Source organism: Thermanaerothrix daxensis, assembly GCF_001306145.1.
Taxonomy (GTDB): domain Bacteria; phylum Chloroflexota; class Anaerolineae; order Anaerolineales; family Anaerolineaceae; genus Thermanaerothrix; species Thermanaerothrix daxensis.
Map to the genome: position 1 here is coordinate 722,202 of NZ_LGKO01000005.1, position 20,984 is coordinate 743,185.

General features: G+C 54.7%; 13 protein-coding genes. 6 read left to right on the top strand and 7 right to left on the bottom strand.

Annotated features, from left to right (window positions below):
• Positions 1 to 55 precede the first annotated feature (55 nt).
• On the top strand, positions 56 to 4,282 hold the full coding sequence (gene rpoC, locus SE15_RS11950; RefSeq protein WP_054522326.1) for a DNA-directed RNA polymerase subunit beta': 4,227 nt from the start codon (positions 56 to 58) through the stop codon (positions 4,280 to 4,282).
• A 75-nt stretch (positions 4,283 to 4,357) separates the two neighbouring features.
• Here the strand turns inward: rpoC and SE15_RS11955 are convergent, their stop codons facing one another.
• From SE15_RS11955 to SE15_RS11975, 5 genes are read right to left on the bottom strand one after another with little or no spacing between them, the layout of a single operon-like run.
• The gene (locus SE15_RS11955) at positions 4,358 to 5,455 is read right to left on the bottom strand and encodes a nuclear transport factor 2 family protein (RefSeq protein WP_054522327.1); all 1,098 of its coding nucleotides are present in this window, start codon (positions 5,453 to 5,455) and stop codon (positions 4,358 to 4,360) included.
• Positions 5,456 to 5,481: 26 nt separating this feature from the next.
• Positions 5,482 to 6,060 carry an HDIG domain-containing metalloprotein gene (locus SE15_RS11960; RefSeq protein ID WP_054522328.1) on the bottom strand — a complete coding sequence of 193 codons (579 nt, stop codon included), beginning with the start codon at positions 6,058 to 6,060 and terminating at the stop codon, positions 5,482 to 5,484.
• 25 nt (positions 6,061 to 6,085) lie between these two features.
• Positions 6,086 to 6,751 carry a SanA/YdcF family protein gene (locus tag SE15_RS11965; protein ID WP_054522329.1) on the bottom strand — a complete coding sequence of 222 codons (666 nt, stop codon included), beginning with the start codon at positions 6,749 to 6,751 and terminating at the stop codon, positions 6,086 to 6,088.
• 45 nt (positions 6,752 to 6,796) lie between these two features.
• Positions 6,797 to 7,825: a phosphate/phosphite/phosphonate ABC transporter substrate-binding protein gene (locus SE15_RS11970; RefSeq protein WP_054522330.1), complete on the bottom strand. Its 1,029-nt coding sequence runs from the start codon at positions 7,823 to 7,825 to the stop codon at positions 6,797 to 6,799.
• Complete coding sequence (locus SE15_RS11975) at positions 7,807 to 8,619, bottom strand: lipoate--protein ligase family protein (protein WP_083461911.1); 813 nt, start codon at positions 8,617 to 8,619, stop codon at positions 7,807 to 7,809. Before SE15_RS11975 ends, SE15_RS11970 begins: the two co-directional genes overlap by 19 nt.
• Before the next feature lie 347 nt (positions 8,620 to 8,966).
• On the opposite strand from SE15_RS11975, the gene SE15_RS11980 reads away from it, so the two are divergent.
• The 5 genes from SE15_RS11980 to SE15_RS12000 all read left to right on the top strand — a co-directional run bounded on the left by SE15_RS11980 (position 8,967) and on the right by SE15_RS12000 (position 17,782).
• Positions 8,967 to 10,271: a sugar ABC transporter substrate-binding protein gene (locus SE15_RS11980; RefSeq protein WP_054522332.1), complete on the top strand. Its 1,305-nt coding sequence runs from the start codon at positions 8,967 to 8,969 to the stop codon at positions 10,269 to 10,271.
• 70 nt (positions 10,272 to 10,341) lie between these two features.
• Positions 10,342 to 11,844: a carbohydrate ABC transporter permease gene (locus tag SE15_RS11985; RefSeq protein WP_054522333.1), complete on the top strand. Its 1,503-nt coding sequence runs from the start codon at positions 10,342 to 10,344 to the stop codon at positions 11,842 to 11,844.
• 16 nt (positions 11,845 to 11,860) lie between these two features.
• Positions 11,861 to 12,769, top strand: a complete 909-nt coding sequence (locus tag SE15_RS11990) for a sugar ABC transporter permease (protein ID WP_054522334.1) — start codon at positions 11,861 to 11,863, stop codon at positions 12,767 to 12,769.
• A gap of 4 nt (positions 12,770 to 12,773) precedes the next feature.
• Positions 12,774 to 15,878, top strand: a complete 3,105-nt coding sequence (locus tag SE15_RS11995; protein ID WP_054522335.1) for a glucodextranase DOMON-like domain-containing protein — start codon at positions 12,774 to 12,776, stop codon at positions 15,876 to 15,878.
• Positions 15,879 to 16,018: 140 nt separating this feature from the next.
• A complete protein-coding gene (locus tag SE15_RS12000; RefSeq protein ID WP_054522336.1) occupies positions 16,019 to 17,782 on the top strand; it encodes a nucleoside kinase in 1,764 nt (587 codons plus the stop codon).
• Between the two features lie 49 nt (positions 17,783 to 17,831).
• Here SE15_RS12000 and SE15_RS12005 read toward each other — a convergent pair whose 3' ends face one another.
• Both SE15_RS12005 and gcvT read right to left on the bottom strand, forming a co-directional pair.
• The gene (locus SE15_RS12005) at positions 17,832 to 19,154 is read right to left on the bottom strand and encodes an aminotransferase-like domain-containing protein (RefSeq protein ID WP_236690031.1); all 1,323 of its coding nucleotides are present in this window, start codon (positions 19,152 to 19,154) and stop codon (positions 17,832 to 17,834) included.
• 132 nt (positions 19,155 to 19,286) lie between these two features.
• Positions 19,287 to 20,903: a glycine cleavage system aminomethyltransferase GcvT gene (gcvT, locus tag SE15_RS14970; RefSeq protein ID WP_408033398.1), complete on the bottom strand. Its 1,617-nt coding sequence runs from the start codon at positions 20,901 to 20,903 to the stop codon at positions 19,287 to 19,289.
• Positions 20,904 to 20,984 lie beyond the last annotated feature (81 nt).

The following is a 20,984-nucleotide window of genomic DNA, read 5'->3' on the forward strand; positions in this document are numbered from 1 at the left end:
CAGGCGTATGTCTTGTTTAAAGTCAAAAAGGTAATTTGCTAGAGGAGGCGTGTTTGTGGAAACGAAAAGCCTGATAGCCCTTCGAATCAGCCTGGCCTCTCCGGAGACGATTCGCTCTTGGTCATACGGCGAAGTCCTCAAGCCAGAAACCATTAACTATCGTCGGTTGCGCCCCGAAAAGGACGGGCTCTTTTGTGAAGCCATTTTTGGGCCCACTAAAGACTATCAATGTTACTGCGGTAAGTACAAAAATCCACGCTATAAGGGAATTGTATGCGATAAATGTGGGGTAGAGGTTACGCGTTCTTCCGTGCGCCGTGAGCGCATGGGGCACATTGAACTGGCCTCGCCCGTGGCGCATATCTGGTATACTCGCCGAGTCCCTTCCTACCTTGGATTGCTTCTGGATATTTCGCGCCGTAATCTGGATCGCGTTTTGTACTTTGCTCAGTACATTGTGACGTATGTGGACGAGGATGCGCGCCAGAAGGTGCTCAAGCGCATGGAGGACGAACTCACCGTTTCCGAGCGCCAGAAGGCAGCCGAACTCAATAAGCGCATTCTGGAAGTTAAGCAGGCGCGCGATCGCCGCATTGCTGAACTGAATCAGCAACGGGCTGAGATGGAAGCCCGACGCGATGAACAAATTGCTGCGCGTTTGGAGCCGGTCATCCAGGAAGGGCAATCCCTGGAGCGGACCTTGCAGGAGAAGGTGGGCACGGTCGTGCGTACGCCGGTCGTGTTCGCCTCAGCCAATGTGGAAATTGCTGCGGCGGGTGAGACCATCACGCCCCAACACATTGGACGGGTGCAACGTGTGGTTAAGGAGCACCTCGAAGAACTGGAAAACGAGTTTCGCGAGCAGTTCCAACGTGAATTAGAACAAATCAAAATGCAGATTGAGGAGATTCGTGCGCAGGCAGAGATGGAGATGGAAGCCCTGCGCAACGAACTTGAGGATCAGTCGGTAGCCGCCCAGAGCAGTAGCGCTCGCCAACGGGATGAATTGCAGGAATTGCGTCCTTTCACCTTCCTGACCGAAAGCCGTTACCGCGAACTAAAATCGCGTTGGGGGCAGGTTTTCCGCGCCGATATGGGGGCGGAAGCCTTCTACGATATTCTGCGCCGCTTGGATCTGGATAAACTGGCCGAAGACCTCTGGCACGAGGTGCGCACGTCCAAGAGTAAGCAGAAGCGCAAAAAGGCCACCACACGGCTCAAAGTGGTTGAAGCCTTCCGGCGCTCAGGCAACCGCCCCGAGTGGATGATCTTGCAGGTCTTGCCGGTGATCCCACCTGACCTGCGTCCAATGGTGCAACTGGATGGTGGGCGCTTTGCGACCTCCGATCTCAATGATCTCTACCGGCGGGTGATCAACCGCAATAACCGCCTGAAACGCTTGCTGGAATTGGGCGCTCCAGATGTGATCGTGCGCAATGAGAAGCGTATGCTTCAAGAGGCGGTGGATTCACTGATTGACAATTCCCAGCGCGGTAAAGCGCTCTCGCGGCGAGGACGTCGCGAACTCAAGTCTCTCAGCGATATGCTTAAAGGCAAGAAGGGGCGCTTCCGCCGCAACCTGCTGGGTAAGCGCGTAGACTACTCGGGCCGTTCGGTGATCGTGGTCGGGCCAACCCTGAAACTCTACCAGTGCGGGTTGCCAAAGACCATGGCATTGGAACTTTTCCGCCCCTTTGTGATTGCGCGCTTGGTGGCACACAATTATGCAGCGAATGTCAAAGGTGCGCGTCGTTTGATTGAACGTAACCGTCCCGAGGTGTGGGAGGTGCTAGAAGAGGTTATTAAGGAGCGCCCGGTGCTCCTCAACCGCGCGCCGACCTTGCACCGCTTGGGCATCCAGGCTTTCGAGCCAGTGCTGATTGAAGGAAGTGCCATTCAACTTCATCCGTTGGTGACAACGGCCTTCAACGCCGACTTCGACGGTGACCAGATGGCGGTTCATGTGCCACTTTCTGAGAAAGCGGTGTGGGAAGCCCGCAATCTGATGCTCTCCTCCAAGAACTTGCTCAAACCGGCAGATGGTGAGCCGATCATCAGTCCCTCGAAAGATATGGTGTTGGGGGTTTATTACCTCACCATGCAGGATAATAAAACCCATCGGGGTGATGGGCGTGTGTTTGCTGACATTGATGAAGTTGAGTTGGCCTATCACCTTGATCAGGTTGAGGTTCACACCAACATTCGTTTGCGGGTCAAGACCTGGTACGATGACCAGGGTAATCGGTTGTCGTCGCCGCGTCAGGCGCTGATTGAGACCACCGTAGGACGGGCGCTCTTTAATCGCATCTTGCCCGAAGAGGTTCAGTTCGTCAACGAGGCACTGGATAAAGGTGGGGTGAAGGATCTCATTGCCCAGGTGTATGAACTCTGTGGTGAGGAGGTCACTACCGAAGTCGCCGACCGCATTAAGGATATTGGTTTTGAATATGCCATGCGCTCAGGGGCAACATTGGCAGTAGAAGACATCACCATGCCACCTGAGAAGCAGGAAATTCTGGCCAAGGCGCACCAGCGGGTAGATGAAGTGCAGCGCGCTTTCCGCCGCGGTCTGCTGACCGAGCAGGAGCGCAATGAGCGCGAAATCGAAATCTGGCAGCAGACCACCAAAGAGGTGGCCGAAGCGGTGCGCCGCGTGATGGATCCCAACGGCAACCTGGCTGTGATGGCCAACAGTGGGGCTACTAAAGGTGGCTTTGGCCCCATTTCCCAGTTGGCTGGGATGCGCGGCTTGATGGCGGATCCAGCCGGGCGCATCATCCGCTTGCCCATTCAGTCTAATTTCCGTGAGGGGTTGACTGCGTTGGAGTACTTCATCTCCACGCATGGCGCTCGTAAAGGTCTCGCGGATACAGCCTTGCGCACGGCGGATGCGGGTTATCTAACCCGCCGTCTGGTGGATGTGGCACAGGACATTATTATCAATGAAGTGGACTGTGGCACACAAGAGGGCATTTGGATCCGCAAGTCGGATGATGTGGCGGGTCAGCCCATGTCCACCCGTCTGTACGGTCGGTTGACTGCTGCCCGCGTGGTGCACCCATTGACGGGTGAGGTGCTGGCAGAGCGCAATCAGATGCTCGATCATGACTTGATTCGCAAGATCCTGGCCGCTGGCATTGATGAGGTGAAAGTCCGCTCGCCGCTAACCTGTGAACTGGTTCATGGTGTCTGTGCGCATTGTTACGGTATGGATTTGGGCCGGGGTAAGATGGTTGAATTGGGAGCAGCGGTTGGAATTGTGGCGGCCCAGTCCATCGGCGAGCCGGGCACGCAGCTGACTTTGCGCACGTTCCATACCGGCGGTGTGGCGGCTGGTGGAGATATCACGACCGGTTTGCCGCGCGTGGAAGAGCTCTTTGAGGCCCGTCGTCAGCCCAAGGGTGAGGCGGTCATGGCACGCATCTCGGGTACGGCCAAGATCATCCAGTCAGATCGCTACTCCGATCAGCGCGTGGTGCGGGTTGAGCATTCTGAGATGGTCAGTGACGAGTACGAAGTGCCCGAAGGATGGGAAATTACTGTCGCCGATGAGGGCGAGGTGAAGATCGGGGATCCCATTGCAACCCAGGGTGAGGCCGTGATCACGGCGCAACACAGTGGACGTGTACGTCTGGAAGGGCGTAAAGTTATTGTATCTTACGAGCAGAAAGAAGCCGAAGAGTATGAAATACCCAGCACGGCCCGCTTGATGATCCGCGATGGGGATCACGTGGAAGCCGGACAGCCCCTGACCGAAGGGTCGCTGAATCCGCACATGATCCTGCGGGTGAAAGGGCGCGAGGCCTGCCAGATGTACCTGCTCTCCGAGATTCAAAAGGTCTATCGCGCGCAGGGTCAGAATATCAACGATAAACACTTCGAGGTTATCATCCGCAAGATGATGGGGCGTGTTCAGGTCATTCGTCCGGGTGATTCCCCCTATCTGCCAATGGATCTGGTTGACCGGTTGGAGATTCGTCGGGTCAACGAGCAGTTGATAGCCGAAGGGAAGCAACCGGCCCGCTATGTGGAAGTTTTGTTGGGAATTACGAAGGCCTCGCTGAGCACCGATTCGTTCCTTTCGGCAGCCTCCTTCCAGCACACGATCAAAGTGCTGGCTGGAGCCGCCATTGCGGGTGCGGTAGATCCCCTCTACGGCCTGAAGGAAAACGTGATCATCGGCAAGCTCATCCCCGCTGGTACGGGATTCCATCCGGATCGCTTCAAGGCGGATGGGATTTTCTCCAAGAGCGTTTCCATGGCAAATATTACCGGGGACTGAGCCAGAGACCGGGTTTTGAACAAAAAAGCAGGCGGTTTTCAAAGGCCGCCTGCTTTTTTGTTGGCTTTATGGGGCTCAGGTAATGCTAAAAGAAGTGTAATGATAGGCTATTTTGCCATCAAAGATGCCCAGAGTATCGCTGCCATTCCTCACATTGCCTTGGCTGGATTGCGCTGTCCAGGTGAAGTGACGTGAATTTCCACTCCCGCTGAGGCTGGTAAGGGTAAAGGTGGCCTGGGGGAGTAACTGGCGCAGCAAGTTGGTGTACCAGGCGCGGATGGCTTGGCTGCCTTGAATGGTGCGCGCCGCAGTCACATGAACCGCATCTGGATGGTACAGCGCCACCACAGTGTCGGGGTTGCCGCTATTTAGTGCGGTGATAAACTGCTGAGCAATATCGGGGGGAGGAGGTTGAATATTCCAGGTATAAGCGGCAATGGTGTTCCAGATGGTAGGCAGGTCGCGCCGGCATTCATCCCAGGAGAAGAAATTCGCCGCGCTTAGATTGAGGGCGCGTGCGGTGTCCAGGAAAGTGACAATATCAGCAGGAGTGGGGGCCCATCCGTTAACCTTGTAGGCTGGTCCGGTAGGAATGATCGGGCGAACCGGGCTCAGCGCCTGAAACTCACTCACACAGCGGCGCAACTGGGCATCCGGGTTGTGGGCTTGTTCCCAGTAAACCTGGGGCATGTTGTAGTCGCAATATTCCAGAAAAGTCTGCCAGGGAAATGAACGGTGGTAAGAGGGAAAGCGGTAGGAACTTAAAGCTATTGGTAAAGTGGGAAAGGCGTTGCGCAGACGGCTCATCAGCGTTCGAGCGGCGGTTTCTCGTCCGGGTTGTTTGAATTCTGCCTCGGCGTCAATGACATAGCCTTCCAGGCCGAGATTTTGGATGCGCTGAATGGCAATATTGGCTTCACCGACCGGGTTGCTGCCGTAGACGTAGTGCCAACCCCAAACCTTGATTCCGCGGGAGCGCAGGGCTTGCAACGCGGGGGGTACCAGATCGGCCCCAGTGGTGGTGTTGATGTTGTAGACGTAAGGCCCGTCGGCCACCTTGATCAATATATGCGTGTAGCCGGAGGATTGGGCCAGGCTGGCGATGGCTTGGGGATTACCGCTCTCACAATCGCGTATTTTCCAGATAAAAAATCCCTTGCCTTGGAGACTCATGTCCTTCCCTCTTTGCCGAATTAGGATCACTCGGAAGAGGGTTGCAAGTTTCCTGCCAACCCGATTTGTGGGGCAATGCGGCGCATGGCAGTAATAACGTTTTCAACATGTTCCCATAATTCAACCCCAAACTCTTCTGCGGCTCGTGCAATTTCCTCGCGATTGGCCCCCGCCGCGAAGGAACGCTCTTTCCACTTTTTCTTGACCGAGGCTGCAGTGAGATCATAAAGGGAGCGTGAAGGCCGCACAAGGGCAACCGCTGTGATCAGGCCGGTAATTTCATCGCAGGCGTAAAGGGCTTTTTCCATCATGCTCACCCGAGGGACCCCGGTATGATCCGCATGACTCAGGATAGCGCGCACAATCTCTTCCGGGACGCCGCGAGCGCGCAGTATCGGTGCCCCGGCCTGAGGATGTTCCTCCAGAGTGGGGTGAATTTCCCAATCAAAATCATGCAGAAGGCCGGTAATGCCCCACAGTTCCACATCTTGTCCCAGTTTCTCGGCATAGAAGCGCATGGCGGCTTCGACGGCGAGCATGTGATGAATCAGGTTCTCGTTCTTCACAAATTCCTTAACAATATTCAGGGCTTCCTCGCGATTCATAACTCATTACTCCTGAGCAATGGATTTATTGAGTTGCTCCACGTTGGTCGGGAAAGATGGGCTCGGGTTCACCCAGAACAGGCAATGGGTGTCGGATCCAGACATCCACAAAAGCCATTAAGGTGGCGGGAATCTCGCGCAACCGCCAATAGCGGTAGGAGATTGGATGGTAGGTACGTCGGTCTGCTCTGACCCCCCAGGCTTCGATGCCGAGCATATTGCAGGTGATTAGTGCGCGTGGGAGGTGAAAGGCCTGAGTGACAAGCAAAGCCCGCCGCACACCAAAGATATAACGAGCGCGGTAACAGGTATCGTATGTGCGACGACCTGCGTAATCCAGCACAATATCTGCCTCCGGGACACCCAGTTGCAGGGCGTAGTCGCGCATGGCCCCGGGTTCGTTGTAGTTGATAAAGCGGTTGTCACCGCTCATTAGCAGTTTGCTTACCTTACCCTCGAAATATAATTGCGCTGCCGTTGCCACTCGATCACGCAAGACGGGAGAAGGGCTTCCATCACGGGAAAGGCCGGCGCCAAAGACAATCGCCACTGGTGCGGAGGGGCTCTCTTGAAGGTCAAAGGTGCGTGGCACACTGTAAAGGGACGCTACCAGATTGGGCAGCCCCAAAACGAGAACCACTCCACTCCCCAGTACTATGGAGAGATTCAGCAGTTTTTTCAGGTTTTTCATGGGGCAAATTCTACCATGTCAGAGACGCTGAGAGACAAGCAGGCCTTAACGGCCCAGCAGGTTTGTCAAATCCAGGGATAGCACGGCAAGGGCCTCGCGGAGGGGATCGTAAACCGAATCATCCACACGCTTGAAGGCCTGAATGGTGTAACCATTATTGAGTGAAACAAGGATGGCATTAAGTTCGGCGTCACCTGCAATTTCGATCAGGCTTTCAGCCACTGCATTGCGCAGCACGGTGGGGACCTGAGGATGGAAAGAAACGTTCAGGTTGGGGATGATCGGCTCTGTTTGCCAGAGGATGACAACACGCTGTTCGGCATCGGGAAGGTCACTCAGCACGCTAGACGCCGTGCGTGGGTCGCCGGAGATAGCAAATGTGGCTCCAAAATCGCAGATGCCTTTGATGTAGAGAGCGCGTACCACCGCGCTGGGGGTTTGAGCTACAACGCCGGGGAGGGTCTCAATTTTGAGGTGCTTTAGCAATGCTGCCGGAAGCAAGTACCCCGCAATGGAAGTTAGTTCGACCCAACAAGGCCGCAAGCCGGCAAGTTGTTGGAGCGCTGTTTCTGGCGGGGCAGTGCTGCGGTGGGTGGCAGGGTCGAAATAGCGAGTCAGGTTGCTCTCGGCATTAGCCAGAAACATGCTTCCGTAAAAATAAACCCCAAAGTGGTTGGTCAGTAATTCAACCTGTGCCAGGTCTTTTTGGTGGGCCTGGATATAGGTGAGAGGGGGTAAAAAAGCAGCATGCACGGAGCCGTCTTCGAGCCCTTCCAGGAGTGATTGATAGGACTCAAAAGGGCGCGTTTGAATGCTGAGCATAGCCCGCTCGCTCAGTGCGCCCGCCAGGGTTTGAGCCTCGACCTGGTGGGCGGTGGGGTCATCGGAGACGAAACCAATGACCAGGGGGTGATCAGGATGGCCTAAGGGCTGGGGGGTTGATGTGATGGTAGGGGCGGGGAGGTGAGGCTCTGGAGTGAGGGTGTTTGACGGGGAACAGGCTGATATCCCAACCAGGAACAGGATGCCCAAAAGGACGGAGAAGACGTTTCGGATCAACGGTGTTGTGTCCATGTGGGGTTAGCGTATTTCTCGCGCATCAGTTCCTCGGCGCGGCGCACTTCCAGAGGCGAAGGGGCGGATTCCTGAAAGCGGATGTCAAAGGTATCGGCAAAGGCGCGCACGAAGGCTTCGGCAGCAATATCCCAGGAAAGGGGATAACCCAGCACAATTTCGGCGGTCGTGGCGTGTGCCAGGAGGCGCTGAGCATCTTCTTCGCGCTGACGGGGATCGTCATAGTGTAAGACTTGCAGAATACGGGTCAAATCTCCATAGAGGGGAAACGAGCCGTGTTGGAGCACTCCTTGAAGCCGCCGTGCCTGGGCGCTACCAATGATTTTCTTGCCCTCCACAGTAATTTCATAGTTTGAAGGAACTTCAAAGCACACGGCACCGTTGGCGTTTGTTTGCCCGTATTCGCGGTCGGCGCGAGCCTGTAGCCCCAGACTGTGCAGGGCTTTAACAAGAGCGGTTGCAATGCGGCGATAGGATTCGAGAACGCTGCCACTCACAATCGGATGGTCCTGAGGAGCGATTACCGCATAAGTGAGTTCATCGGTGTGAAGAATGGCTCTGCCCCCCGTCGGGCGACGTACCACATGCCAGCCACGTAAATTCAGGGCTTCCCAATCCACGTCGCTGAAATTTTGCGCGTATCCCAGCGAGAGGCAGGGAGGCTCCCAGGCATATAGCCGTAGAGTCGGAGGAGATTGCCACTGGACCACGGCTTCGAGAATGGCCTCGTCCAGGGCCATATTCCAGGCGCCAGGAGCAGGGGAGGAGCGGATTAATCGCCAGGTTTCCCGCATTGTGATGCAAATTATAACAAAACCAGCAAGGTAAGGGGTGAAGAAGATTAGACGTTCTTGAAAGAGTGCTTCTCCGATATGCTATAATAAGGTTGTGTTTTTGAATAATGCAGGTTGTTGCGCCAAGGTTATAGATGGGGGATTTAATGAAAAACTTGTCAATGTTTTTGGACCTGTGGTATAAATTGGGCTTGCGCCCTACTTGGGCCTATGCCCACCAAAAAGACAGGAAGGAGGTGGTGCTAACTTAGAGCAGATAAAGTCGTTAAACCTCGCTCTGATCGTGTGCCAAAAAGTCTCAAGAAAAGGCACCCAAATCCCCCCAAAAATCCTTTAAGGAGGAAAGAATGAAAGCGAAGTTACTGCCCTTAATCAGCCTGCTGCTTGTGGTAGCCTTTGTGCTTGCCGCCTGCCAGCCAGCCGCAACGCCCACCGCGGCGCCTACTCAACCTGCTCAGGAGCAACCCACCCAACCTGCTCAGGAACAACCGACCCAGCCAGTAGCGGCTGAGGAGGTTACCCTCTCCTTCTGGGAGCAGGAAGGCGATGAAGTAGACGTGTTCATTGACCAGTTGCTGGCAGAATTCATGGCTGCCAACCCCAACATCAAAGTGGAGCGCACGCACTATGAAAATGAGGCGCTCCGTGATCAGTTCCAGACGGCAGCCCTGGCCAATGCCGCCCCTGAAGTCGTACGCGTTCCCAACGATTTTGCGGGCCCCTTCAGCAAACTGGATATTGTAGCCCCTGTGGATCAACTCTTTGATCAAGCGTTCCTGGATCAGTTCTTCCCGGGCGCTCTTGAGCCGGCCATGGTTGGAGGCACTTTGTGGGGGGTACCGGATAACTACGGTAACCACCTGATGCTTCTCTACAACAAGGATCTCATTGCCGAGCCTCCGGCTACGTTTGAAGAGTTGATTGAAAAAGCCAAGGAATTGACTAAGGGCGATATTCAGGGCTTTGCTTACAACCTCAATGAACCTTTCTGGGGAGCCGGCTTCTACGGGGCGTTTGGTGGCTGGCCTCTGGATGAGAACGATAAACCCCAATTCAACAACGAAGCCTTCATCAACTACCTGAAGTTCGTCAAGAGCCTCAAAGACCAGGGCGTTGTGCCTCAGGAGTGTGATTACAACTGCGCCGATACGCTCTTCAAAGAGGGCAAGGCGGCCATGATCATCAACGGCGACTGGTCGTTGGGCGATTACGTCAAGGCGCTGGGTGACAAACTGGGTGTAGCGCCGGTGCCACCCATCAATGGCAAGCCCTACACCGAAATGACCAGCGGTAAGTACTTCATGGTCTTCAAGGGTGTTCTGGATGACCCGGCCAAGAAGGATGCGGTGGTGAAGTTCATTACCTTCATGACCTCGGCGGATGTGCAGAAGCGCTGGCTTGAGGAGTTCAAGCGTCTGCCTTCGAACAAAGAGGTTGCAAAAGATCCGTTGATCACCAACGATCCTATCCTGGCTGGCTCCATGGCAGCCCTTTCCAATGGTCGTGGTATGCCAGCGGCGCCCGAGATGCGCTGCGCCTGGGATGCCTGGCGCCCGGCGTTGGAAGGCGTAATGGCGGGCACCACGACACCTGAGGATGCAGCCGCCGCGGCCCAGAAGTCAGCCGATGAGTGCGTGGCCACCCTACAATAACTAAAGTAATGGTTAAGGGGAGCATGAATCCCTCATGCTCCCCTTTTTTATACAGAAGGGGACAGGTGCTATGGAGGAGAAAAACGGATTGCGCCGCTTTCTACCGACATTTCTCTGGCTTGCCGCAGGGACGGCAGTTATCTGGGGGCTAATACGTCTGATCGCTCCTTACTCCGCTGGAATCACACTAACTCAAAAGATCATTGTAGCGCGCATCACAGAAGTCGGTGGCTTCCTCATCGCCTTGTTAGTTGGGCTGGCGGCGATTGAGGTCTACGTCTACCAGATTTTCTTTCGTGGTCCCCGTGACTTAACCACCGGGATTATCGTCCGGGCACTGCAAGGGCTTTTCGGCTTAACCTTGCTCATGAGTGTGGTTGCCTTCTTTGATCTAACCGATTTGATTCGCCTGGGAGATGGCCCTCTGGCAGCCGTCATTCGTTTCCCGATCAATTTACCAGCCACTTTACAGCGGGCTCTCATCAACGCTTCCTTTGCTTCCAAGTCCTCGGCGGGGCTTTGGAGTGGGCTTCTGTTGGTGGTCATTGTAGGAATTCTCCTGGCGGTGGTTCAAGCATTAACCCGTCCACGCTCTACCAAACTGGGCCTTGCTTACCTTCTGGTTACCCCGGCTTTCATCGGGATTTTCTTCCTTATCCTTTATCCCTTTGCTTTTGAGGTTAAACTAGCCTTCTCGAACGCGTCGCTAGGCACTCAGGCGACCAAAAACGCCTCTTATGGTTTGATCTATGGTTGGCAGAACCTGGTAACTTTGTTTACAGGTAACGTTGCTAAAGAGGCTAAATTCTTCGAGGTGCTGGGTCGTACCGTCCTTTGGACGGTGATCAATGTCACCTTCCATGTCACGGGTGGGATGATCCTGGCACTGATGCTCAACCGACCGATGAAGTTGCGTGGGCTTTACCGTACCTTGTTGGTATTTCCGTGGGCGATTCCCACCACAATTGCCGCAATGGCTTTTCGTAACGAGTTCGACTCGCGGTATGGCTTTTTCAATATCATCTTGCGCAACTTGCAGAGTTGGTTTGCGGATGTAGCCAGTCACACCGGATCGTGGCTGGTTATTGGAGATGCATTTAACTGGTTGGCTCAGAACATTGGACCGGTTTCCTGGAAGCAAGATCCCTTCTGGGCGTTTGTCTCTGTGCTCATCGTCAATATCTGGTTGGGCATACCTTTCATGATGGTGATCATTCTCGGCGGTTTGCAGAGCATCTCTCATGAATATTACGAGGCCGCTGAGATTGATGGTGCCAGTCCCTGGCAATCGTTTTGGAATATCACGATCCCGCTTCTCCGCCCGGTGCTCACGCCGGCCATCATCCTGGGGGTGGTGTGGACGTTCAACAAGTTCGATGTGATTTATCTGGTAACGCAAGGAGGCCCACAAGAAAAGACGGACATTCTGGTTTCTTCAATGTATAAAGCGGCGTTCCAGTTCTATCGGTATGGCTTTACGGCCATGTTTGCGTTGGTCATATTCCTGATTCTGTTCATTTTCACCCTTGTGTTCTTGCGGGTTAGTGGTGGGCTGAAGTCGGCAACCGAGTAAATAAGGAGAGATGACCATGAACAGCGTATTGACGGTCTTGAAACGGTTTTACCGCTGGTTTTTCTTTCGCGCTCGTGGTGACAGCCCATTCAAGCGCCTGTTGATCCATCTGGGATTGATTGCGGCCTGCATCATTGCGGTTTACCCGGTTTTGCGGGTAGTGACGATTTCCTTACGCCCCAATGATACGTTGCTGACGACCAGCCTGCGCATCATTCCCGAAAACGCTACCCTTGATAACTATAAAGAAGTCCTCTTTGGGGCGCCGGAGAAAAATCGTAAATCAGACTTTTTCCTCTGGCTTTGGAATTCCCTCTCGATCGTAATGGTGACCTCGATTGCCAGCGTTACCCTGGCGGCGACCAGCGCTTACGCTTTTTCGCGGTTTCGCTTCCCGGGGCGTAATGCGGGGCTGATCTTTCTGTTTACTACCCAGATGATCCCAGCCGGGATGTTGCTTTTACCGCTCTTTATCATGCTGGCAAAACTTCAGATGATTAACACTTCGCTGGGGTTGATCATTGCCTATTCGGTCAGCTCGGTGCCGCTGACCATCTGGACCCTGAAGGGTTACTACGACACCATCCCGGTGGACCTGGAGGAGGCGGCACTGATTGACGGCGCTTCGCGGCTGCGTACTTTTACGCAAATCATCTTGCCTCTTTCCAGCCCGGCCCTGGCAATCGCTTTTCTGTTCAGTTTCATGGGGGGATGGAGCGAATATCTGGTGGCTCGGGTGGTCTTGCAGAAGAATGAGATGTACACCTGGCCGTTAGGTATTTTCACCTATGCGCAGCAGTTTACGGTTGCCTGGGGCAAATTTGCGGCCGCCTCTGTGCTGATCGCCATCCCAGTTATGGCACTGTTCCTGTATTCGTCCAAATGGTTAATCTCTGGCCTCACCCTTGGGAGTGTCAAAGGATAAGCCTATGCGTCGCATTTCATGGTCTTTCTTGCTGTTCAATATCTTGCTGATACTGGTCCTGATTCTCACCGCGTGCACAACGGTTACCCCCACGCCGACATTGCCTCTTCCGACAGCCAGCCCAGTTGTCACTGCGACCCCACCGCCAGCAGAGCAGGAGGTTCTATACCTTAACTTGATCTGGCATCAGCATCAGCCCCTTTATTACAAGGATGCTGAGGGGGTTTACACGCGTCCCTGGGTAAGGGTACACGCCACCAAAGACTACTATGATATGGCCGCTACGGTAGCCCAATATCCCCAGGTGCATGTAACCTTCAACTTGACACCGGTGTTGTTGCGCCAATTGGATGATTTTGTCCAGAACGGCGCCAAAGACAAGTATTGGGTATTGGCCGAAAAGCCCGCTAGTGACTTAACTGCGGACGAAAAAGAGTTCATCCTGCGGCGATTTTTTGATGTCAATTGGGATAACATTATCAGCCGCTATCCGGGTTATAAAGCCTTGCTGGATAAGCGTGGGGGCACGGATGATCAAGCCATCGCCCGTGCGCTTGAAACCTTTACCGAACAAGACTTTCGCGATCTCCAAATCTGGTTTAACCTGGCCTGGATTGATCCGGATGAACTGGCCAAAGAACCGCTGAAATCCCTGGTGGCAAAAGATCACGGTTTTGCCGAAGCCGACAAGGCGGTTCTATTCGATGAGATTCGCCGCATTATGGCGCAAGTTGTGCCGATTCACAAAGAACTTCAAGAAAAAGGCCAAATCGAGGTTATCACCACTCCTTATGCCCATCCCATCTTGCCTTTAATTTACGACACCAATCTGGCGGCTGTGGGCAATCCGGGGGCTGAACTGCCAACCCGCTTTTCCTACCCCAATGATGCAATTGCGCATCTACAACGCAGTGTGCAGATTTACCAGGAGCATTTTGGAGTTGCGCCCAAGGGATTGTGGCCGGGTGAAGGTGCGGTGGCGCAGGAGATTGTACCGCTGGTGGCAAAAGCCGGGTATCAATGGATGGCCACTGGCGAGCCTGTTCTCGCGCAGTCGCTGGGAATTGGCTCTTTTACGCGTGATTCCAAGGAAACGGTTCAAGAAGCCGATCTCTTGTATCGGCCCTACTATGTTCAGGACAAAGACGGTAATCGAGTGGCGGTTTTCTTCCGTGATTGGACGCTTTCGGATAAGATCGGCTTCACCTATTCCGGAATGCCGGGGGAAGCGGCCGCCAAAGACCTGATGCAGCGCTTGGAGAATATTCGTCAACGCCTGAAAGAGGAAGGGGCAAAAGGTCCTCACATTGTTAGCATCATTTTGGATGGGGAAAACGCTTGGGAGTACTACAAGAACGATGGAAAAGAATTTCTGAATACGTTTTACCGCTTACTCTCTGAAAGCCAGACCATTAAGACCATCACGCCCAGTGAGTACCTCAAGCGTTTCCCAGAGCAGCGGACGCTGGAGAGACTTTTCCCGGGCGCCTGGTTTAGCCCGAACTACGATACCTGGATTGGTGAACCCGAAGAAACTCAGGCTTGGGAGTACTTGCGCCAGACCCGCGAATTGCTTGCCAAATACGATATGACGCGCACCCGAAAAGCCTCTGCCGAGGCCGTTGCCAAAGCCCAGGATTATATGTATCTGGCCGAGGGGTCAGACTGGTTCTGGTGGTACGGTAGTGATCAGGATTCGGGACAGGACGAATACTTCGATGAAGGGTTCCGTGCGCTTCTGCGCGGGGTCTACGAATCTTTGGGAGAGCCGGTGCCGGCTTTCGTCAATGTGCCCATTATCCAGGCGAAACCGGTAGCGGCAACGCGTTCCCTGGCCGGTTTAGTCACACCCGTTATTGATGGTGTGGCTGGTGCTGATGAATGGGCTAATGCGGCCTATTACGCGGTTGAGAATGGAACCCCCTTGAGCGGCTTTGAGGTTGGACTGGATGGTAAAAACCTCTATCTTAAGGCTACCGCAGCGACGGGAAGCGCTTTGCCACCAAGGCTGGGGATCTACCTCACGGTTCCGCGCGTAACCAACCCTTATCCTTTTGCTCAGGCTCCAGAGGATGAGACGCCTGTTCTGCTCCGCATTGCGGCCACCCACGCCTTTGTATGGCAAGGCGGGCAGGATGTGGCCTTTTATACGGCTTCGGCAAAAGGTTGGCAACCCGCCGGACGGGGAGGGCAGGCGGCGGCTCGAGGCGAGGTGGTTGAGCTGGCCATTCCTTTGACGGCATTGGGGGCTGTGGAAGCCGGTGATGATCTGCGATTGGTCGTCGTTGCTCAGCCAGATGGGCAGGTTTTGCCGGTGGGCGGGCCGGCACAGGTTGTACTGCCAGATTTGGGGCTTTCGACGGTGATTCTTGAGGTTGAGGATCCCGAAGGTGATGACCACGGGCCGGGGAGTTACACGTATCCGACCGACAGTGTATTCCAGGAAAAGGCCTTTGATCTGAAAGCCTTCCGTGTCTCCTACGACGAAAATAATCTGATTTTCCGCTTCACGTTTTACGGCCCGATACCGAATCCATGGGGCTCGCCGAATAATCTGGCGATCCAGACTCTGGATGTCTATGTGGACAAGGACCTCGGCGCCGGCACGGGGGCACGCTTGCTTCTGCCGGGACGCAACGCCGCACTTAAGAGCGGCAATGGCTGGGAAATTGCTGTTTGGGCAGAGGGCTGGACCCCCCAGATCCTGGCACCAGATCCAAACACTTTAGCACCCAAGCAGGTAACCGGTGTGGACTTTAAGATTCTGGTAGATCCGGCTGCACGTACGGTTACGTTGCGAGTGCCGCGTCAGGTCTTCGGTGAGGGTGATCCCCGGACCTGGGGGTATGTAGCGGTTGTTTTGGGACAGGAGGGTTTCCCGGCAACCGGGGTCTGGCGAGTACGGGATGTGGAACCTCAGGCAGCCCAATGGCGCTTTGGGGGTGGGCCCGCCGATACAAATCATACGCGCATCATTGACATGATCTGGCCGGCAGATCGCACTCCCACCCAAGAAGAGATGCTGAGTACTTACCCATCTACGACCCGACCGATAGATCAACTAACCCCGGATGATTTTGCGCAGTTAGAACTTCTGCGCGTGCCATAAATAAACCCTTGTCCCCAATTCAGGCCTGCCCGAACTTTACGAAAGTGCAAAGGGCAGGCCTGATTCTATGGGCCGGGGCGGTGATATACTAGATTTACCTGCTTCGTAATAGATTTAGGGAGCCAAGACCGAGGCATTCTATGGCGGAACTCTCTTCTATCCAGCAAGTTTTGCAGCCCCGCGAAACGGTGGAGATTCATTTGCCCGATGGGCGAGTTTATGTGGGGCCCCGACACACCCCGGTGGGTGAATTTCTCAAAGTCCTCCCTGAGTGGGATAACCCGCCAATCATGGGGGCGGTCATTAATGGTGAGTTGCGCGAACTGACCTATCCGATCAGCATGGATGCCCGTGTGCGACCCGTCACCATGGCTGATGCGGACGGAGCGCGCATTTACCGTCGTTCGATCACCTTTTTGCTCGAAGCCGCGTTCGAGGACCTTTTTCCTCAGGCAGTGCTGACCGTAGATCACTCTGTGGCCTTTGGGGGGTATTATTGTCAAGTAGGTGGTAGGCCGCCATTGAGCGAGGCTGAAATTCAGATGCTGGAAGCCCATATGCGACACTTGGTTGAGCAAGACCTGCCTTTTGAACGTCAGGTGGTGCCTTTGAGTGAGGCCATTGCCTATTTTGAGCAGAGGGGTTATCCGGACAAATTACGGTTGCTGAAATACCGACAGAAGGACACACTGGTGTTATATCGTCTGGGGGAGCATCGGGATTATCATCACGGCTACATGGTGCCCTCAACAGGTTATTTGCGCTGGTTTGCTTTAACCCCACAGGAAGATGGGTTTGTGTTGCGTTTCCCGCGGCGACATGCACCGACGACCCTTTTGCCAATGCCGGCCTATCCAAAACTGCTGCGAGCCTTTCGCCAATATGGGGATTGGCTGGCACGTTTGGGAATAGAGAGTGTGGGGGCGCTCAACGACGCCATTCACGCTGGGCGTATTCGTGAGGTAATTTTGGTTTCCGAAGCCCTTCATGAGCAGCGCATTGCTGAGATTGCGCGTCAGATTGCTCAACGTGCTGAGTATGCGCGGATTATTCTGATCGCTGGGCCTTCATCCTCGGGGAAGACGACATTTGCCAAGCGCTTGGCTGTGCAATTGCTGGCGCATGGCCTCTCACCTTTTCCGCTGGAATTGGATAACTTTTTTGTAGAACGTGAACGCTCCCCGCGGGATGAACAGGGAAACTACGACTTTGAAGCGCTCGAGGCGCTGGATATTGCTCGTCTTGAGGAATGCCTGGAAGGATTGATTGCTGGTAAAGTGGTTCAGTTGCCTCGTTTTAATTTCAAAACCGGGCGACCGGAGCCTGGTGAAGTAGTGCAGTTGCGCCCCGATCAACTGATTATTTTAGAGGGCATTCACGGCCTGAATCCGCGCCTTCTGCCCGATTTTCCGCAGGAACGATCCTACCGCATTTATGTTTCTTGCTTAACCCAACTCAATCTGGATCGGTATAACCGGATCTCGACCACCGATACCCGTCTGATTCGCCGCATTGTGCGAGATGCGCGTGAGCGGGGATACACGGCGACTGAGACGATTGGCCGCTGGGAATCGGTGCGGCGCGGTGAGAAGCGCTATATTTTCCCCTACCAGGAGAATGCAGATGAGATGTTCAATTCTGCTCTGGTCTATGAACTCTCCGCGCTCAAACCCCTGGTGGAGCCCTTATTGCGCCAAGTGCCTTATGGAAGTGCAGAGTATATTGAGGCCAAGCGATTGCTGAGCTTCATGGAGTGGTTCCTGTCCATTGAAAGCGATTTGATCCCGGATAATTCCATTCTTCGTGAATTCATCGGCGGTTCCATCCTCAATGATTTCAAGTTGTGGGATCACGGGCCGGAAGGCCCCCTGAATGGCTTGTCTCCTCATTTTGCCATGCGATAAAAAAACACCCGCCATTTTTTGGGCGGGTGTTTTTTTATCTGTGTATGACCTACTTCAAGTGGGCTTTGACGACCTGACTGAGCCGTCGGATGCCTTCGTAGATTACCTCGGGTCTGCAGTAGGAAAAATTGAGGCGCATGGTATTTTCTCCCCCGCCACAGGGATGAAAGGGCTCGCCTGGTACGTAGGCCACTTTATTCTCTACGGCCTCGGTGAATAATTCTGTTGTGTTCATGCCCTCTGGTAGGGTTACCCACAGGAAGAGCCCACCTTGTGGCCGGGTCCAGCGGACGCCTTCGGGCATGTACTTCTCCAATGCCTCGAGCATGGCATCACGGCGCTCGCGGTAGACCTCGCGGATCTTAAGTACGTGCCGATCTAAAAAGCCGCCGTGCCCAACCTCGTAAGCCACCACCTGATTGAAGGTGGCGGTGTGTAGGTCGGCGCCTTGCTTGGCGAGCACGAGTTTTCGAATTACCTCGGTGGGACCGATCACCCAGCCCAATCGCAATCCAGGTGACAGGATTTTGGAAAAGGTGCTCAAGTAGATCACATTTCCGCTGTAATTGCCATTGCGGTCGTTTTGAGCGTGAATTTTGGCGTCCATGACCACCACGGAAGGCAGATGCTCGCCCTCGTAACGTAGTTGCCCGTAGGGATCGTCTTCAATGATCGGAACCCCGTAGCGAGATGCCAGTTCAACCAATTGACGGCGGCGCTCGGTTGACATGGTCACCCCCATCGGATTCTGGAAGTTGGGTAGTACGTAGATGAATTTGGGGCCGGCGCGCAAAGCATCTTCTAATTCATCGGTAACCATCCCTTCGTCATCGGTACGCACGGTGATGTATTCGGCGCCGTAGGCATTCCAGGCTTGCAGGGCACCCAGGTAGGTGGGGGATTCCACCAGAACACGGTCGCCTCGATTAATAAACACCTTGCCGATTAAATCTAAAGCCTGCTGCGAGCCAGCCGTAATGAGAATGTTGTCGGCGGAGACGCGGATTCCGTAGCGCGAGGTATGGCGTGCAATCATCTCGCGCAGGGGCAGATAACCCTCGGTTGAACCGTACTGAAGAGCCATTCCGCCATTTTCGCGCAAAACGCGCACACAGGCCTCGGTGATTTCTTCAACCGGGAAGACCTCCGGTGCTGGCAGACCTCCAGCAAACGAGATCACATCGGGTTGCTCGGTCAGTTTGAGCAATTCACGGATCGCCGAGCCTTTCATGCGTTGAGTACGCTGAGCATAACGGTGATCCCAAAGCGTTTGCATGCTGGTTCTCCTTGGGCTAGTCTCCAAAGGAAATTCGGGAATGTTTGCGGCGGAGGTGAACTCTTCGGGCTTGACCATGATCGGGTCGAACGGCATAGGATTACCTCCTGGTCACAGGAACTGGATGGGTTAGGAGTTTGAGAGATACGGCAAATTAACATATACAGGCTACGTCCTAAAAAACACCAGGTGTGCGTTAGAGTTATGCCCGCACACCTGGTGTTTTGCCTACCTCGGGAAGCGGCTAAGGACCACCGCCGGCGTGGGTAGTATCAACCGGTCGCCAGTCTTAAGCTCAGCCGGGGCCTTACCCAGGCTTTGCGGCTTGCCCTGGAAGATGTAAATTGGCGTACCTTCCTCGGCATATTTAAGTTCAACCCAGGCTTGCCCGGTTAGAAAACCTTCTGAGTCAATGGCACAACTGGTCACAAAGCCAATGGTGCGCCCTTTCCGATCCAGGACCGGATCGCCCAGGTGAGCCATGCGCACGCCTTTCTCAGTGAAGCGGAAGCGTATGACCACCGTCTGGCGCTGCTTCTCACGGGCAATAAAGGCCTCCCGCCCGATAAACCAGGGCTTGTAAGTTTTGACGAATGAGGCGAAGCCCGCTTCTCCAACCCCCAGATTGAAGGGGCCAGCCAATTCGTGGCCGTAGAGCGGCAAGCCCGCCTCAGTACGCAGGGAGTCTCGGGCTCCCAACCCGCAGGGTTTCAGCCCCATTGGCTCGCCAACTTTGAGCAGGGCGTTCCACAAATTCACCGCTTTATCTGGGTGGACAAAGAGTTCGAAGGCCATTTTCTCACCAGTGTAACCGGTGCGGGAGACGACCAGGTCAAAACCGCCGACTACGGCTTCGCAGAGTTCGGTGCGCTTGAGGGCAACAATACGTTTGCGGGTTTCTGTATCACACCCCAAAGCCAGTAGGATATCGCGCGACTTGGGGCCTTGAAGGGCGATGTCCACGCGCATGTCGGAGCCTTCTTTGGGATCGCGCAGATTACGCAGTACCACCTGGCTGCCGAACGCGCGTGCCCAGGGACGCTGGTTATCCACTCGTACCTTCCCCTCGCGTACAGCATTGAGCCAGGCCCAATCTTTGTCATCGTTGGCGGCGTTGACCACAATCAGGTACTTGTCTTGAGCGCGCCGGTACACGATGGTGTCGTCAATCACGTTGGCATCGGGGTCGAGAAAGTGCGTATAGCACGACTCACCAACAGCAAGAGCGCTGATGTCATTGCCACAGACGCTATCGAGGAACACACCAGCATCCGGACCCTCGGCCTGGTAGACGCCCATGTGAGCCACATCGAATAACCCAGCTGCCTGGCGGGTGGCTAGATGCTCTTCGGTAACCGATGTGTACCATACCGGCATTTCCCACCCGGCAAAGGGGATCATCTTGGCGCCCAATTGACGATGTATCTCAAAGAGCGGGGTCCGGCGAAGTTGAGTGGGTTCGCATTCTTCCCAGGTGAAAGCAGGCAGCGCTTCAAGGCCAGATTCCCCTTCTGCGCCAATGTAGTACGGTTTGCTGTGGCTGACGGCCGGGCCTTTGGCCTGGGAGATGGGTTGGGTCTCGCTTTCGCTCACAATAATCGGTCCGGGCAAACGCCGCAGAGGATCGGGGTCGAAGGCAACATAACCATCAGAGAGATCGCGCAACCAGGTAGCAGCCAGTGCGGCTTTGTCTGCTGGAACGGAGAGCCGGAAGTGCCATGGAGTCACGCAGGTAATGACTGCCTCAACATTGCCTTGGGGAGTGCGCAGTTGGGTGGCCTGACTCTCGCCGGGTTTCAAGGCTTCTACATCGCTGGTAAAGACAAAATTGACAAATGTGCGCACGCGCTCCCCCTGGAGGTCATAGGCTACCCAACCATTTTGGGCTTTAGGTTTGTCATCCAGGAAGTAGAAGTGGGGGTAGCC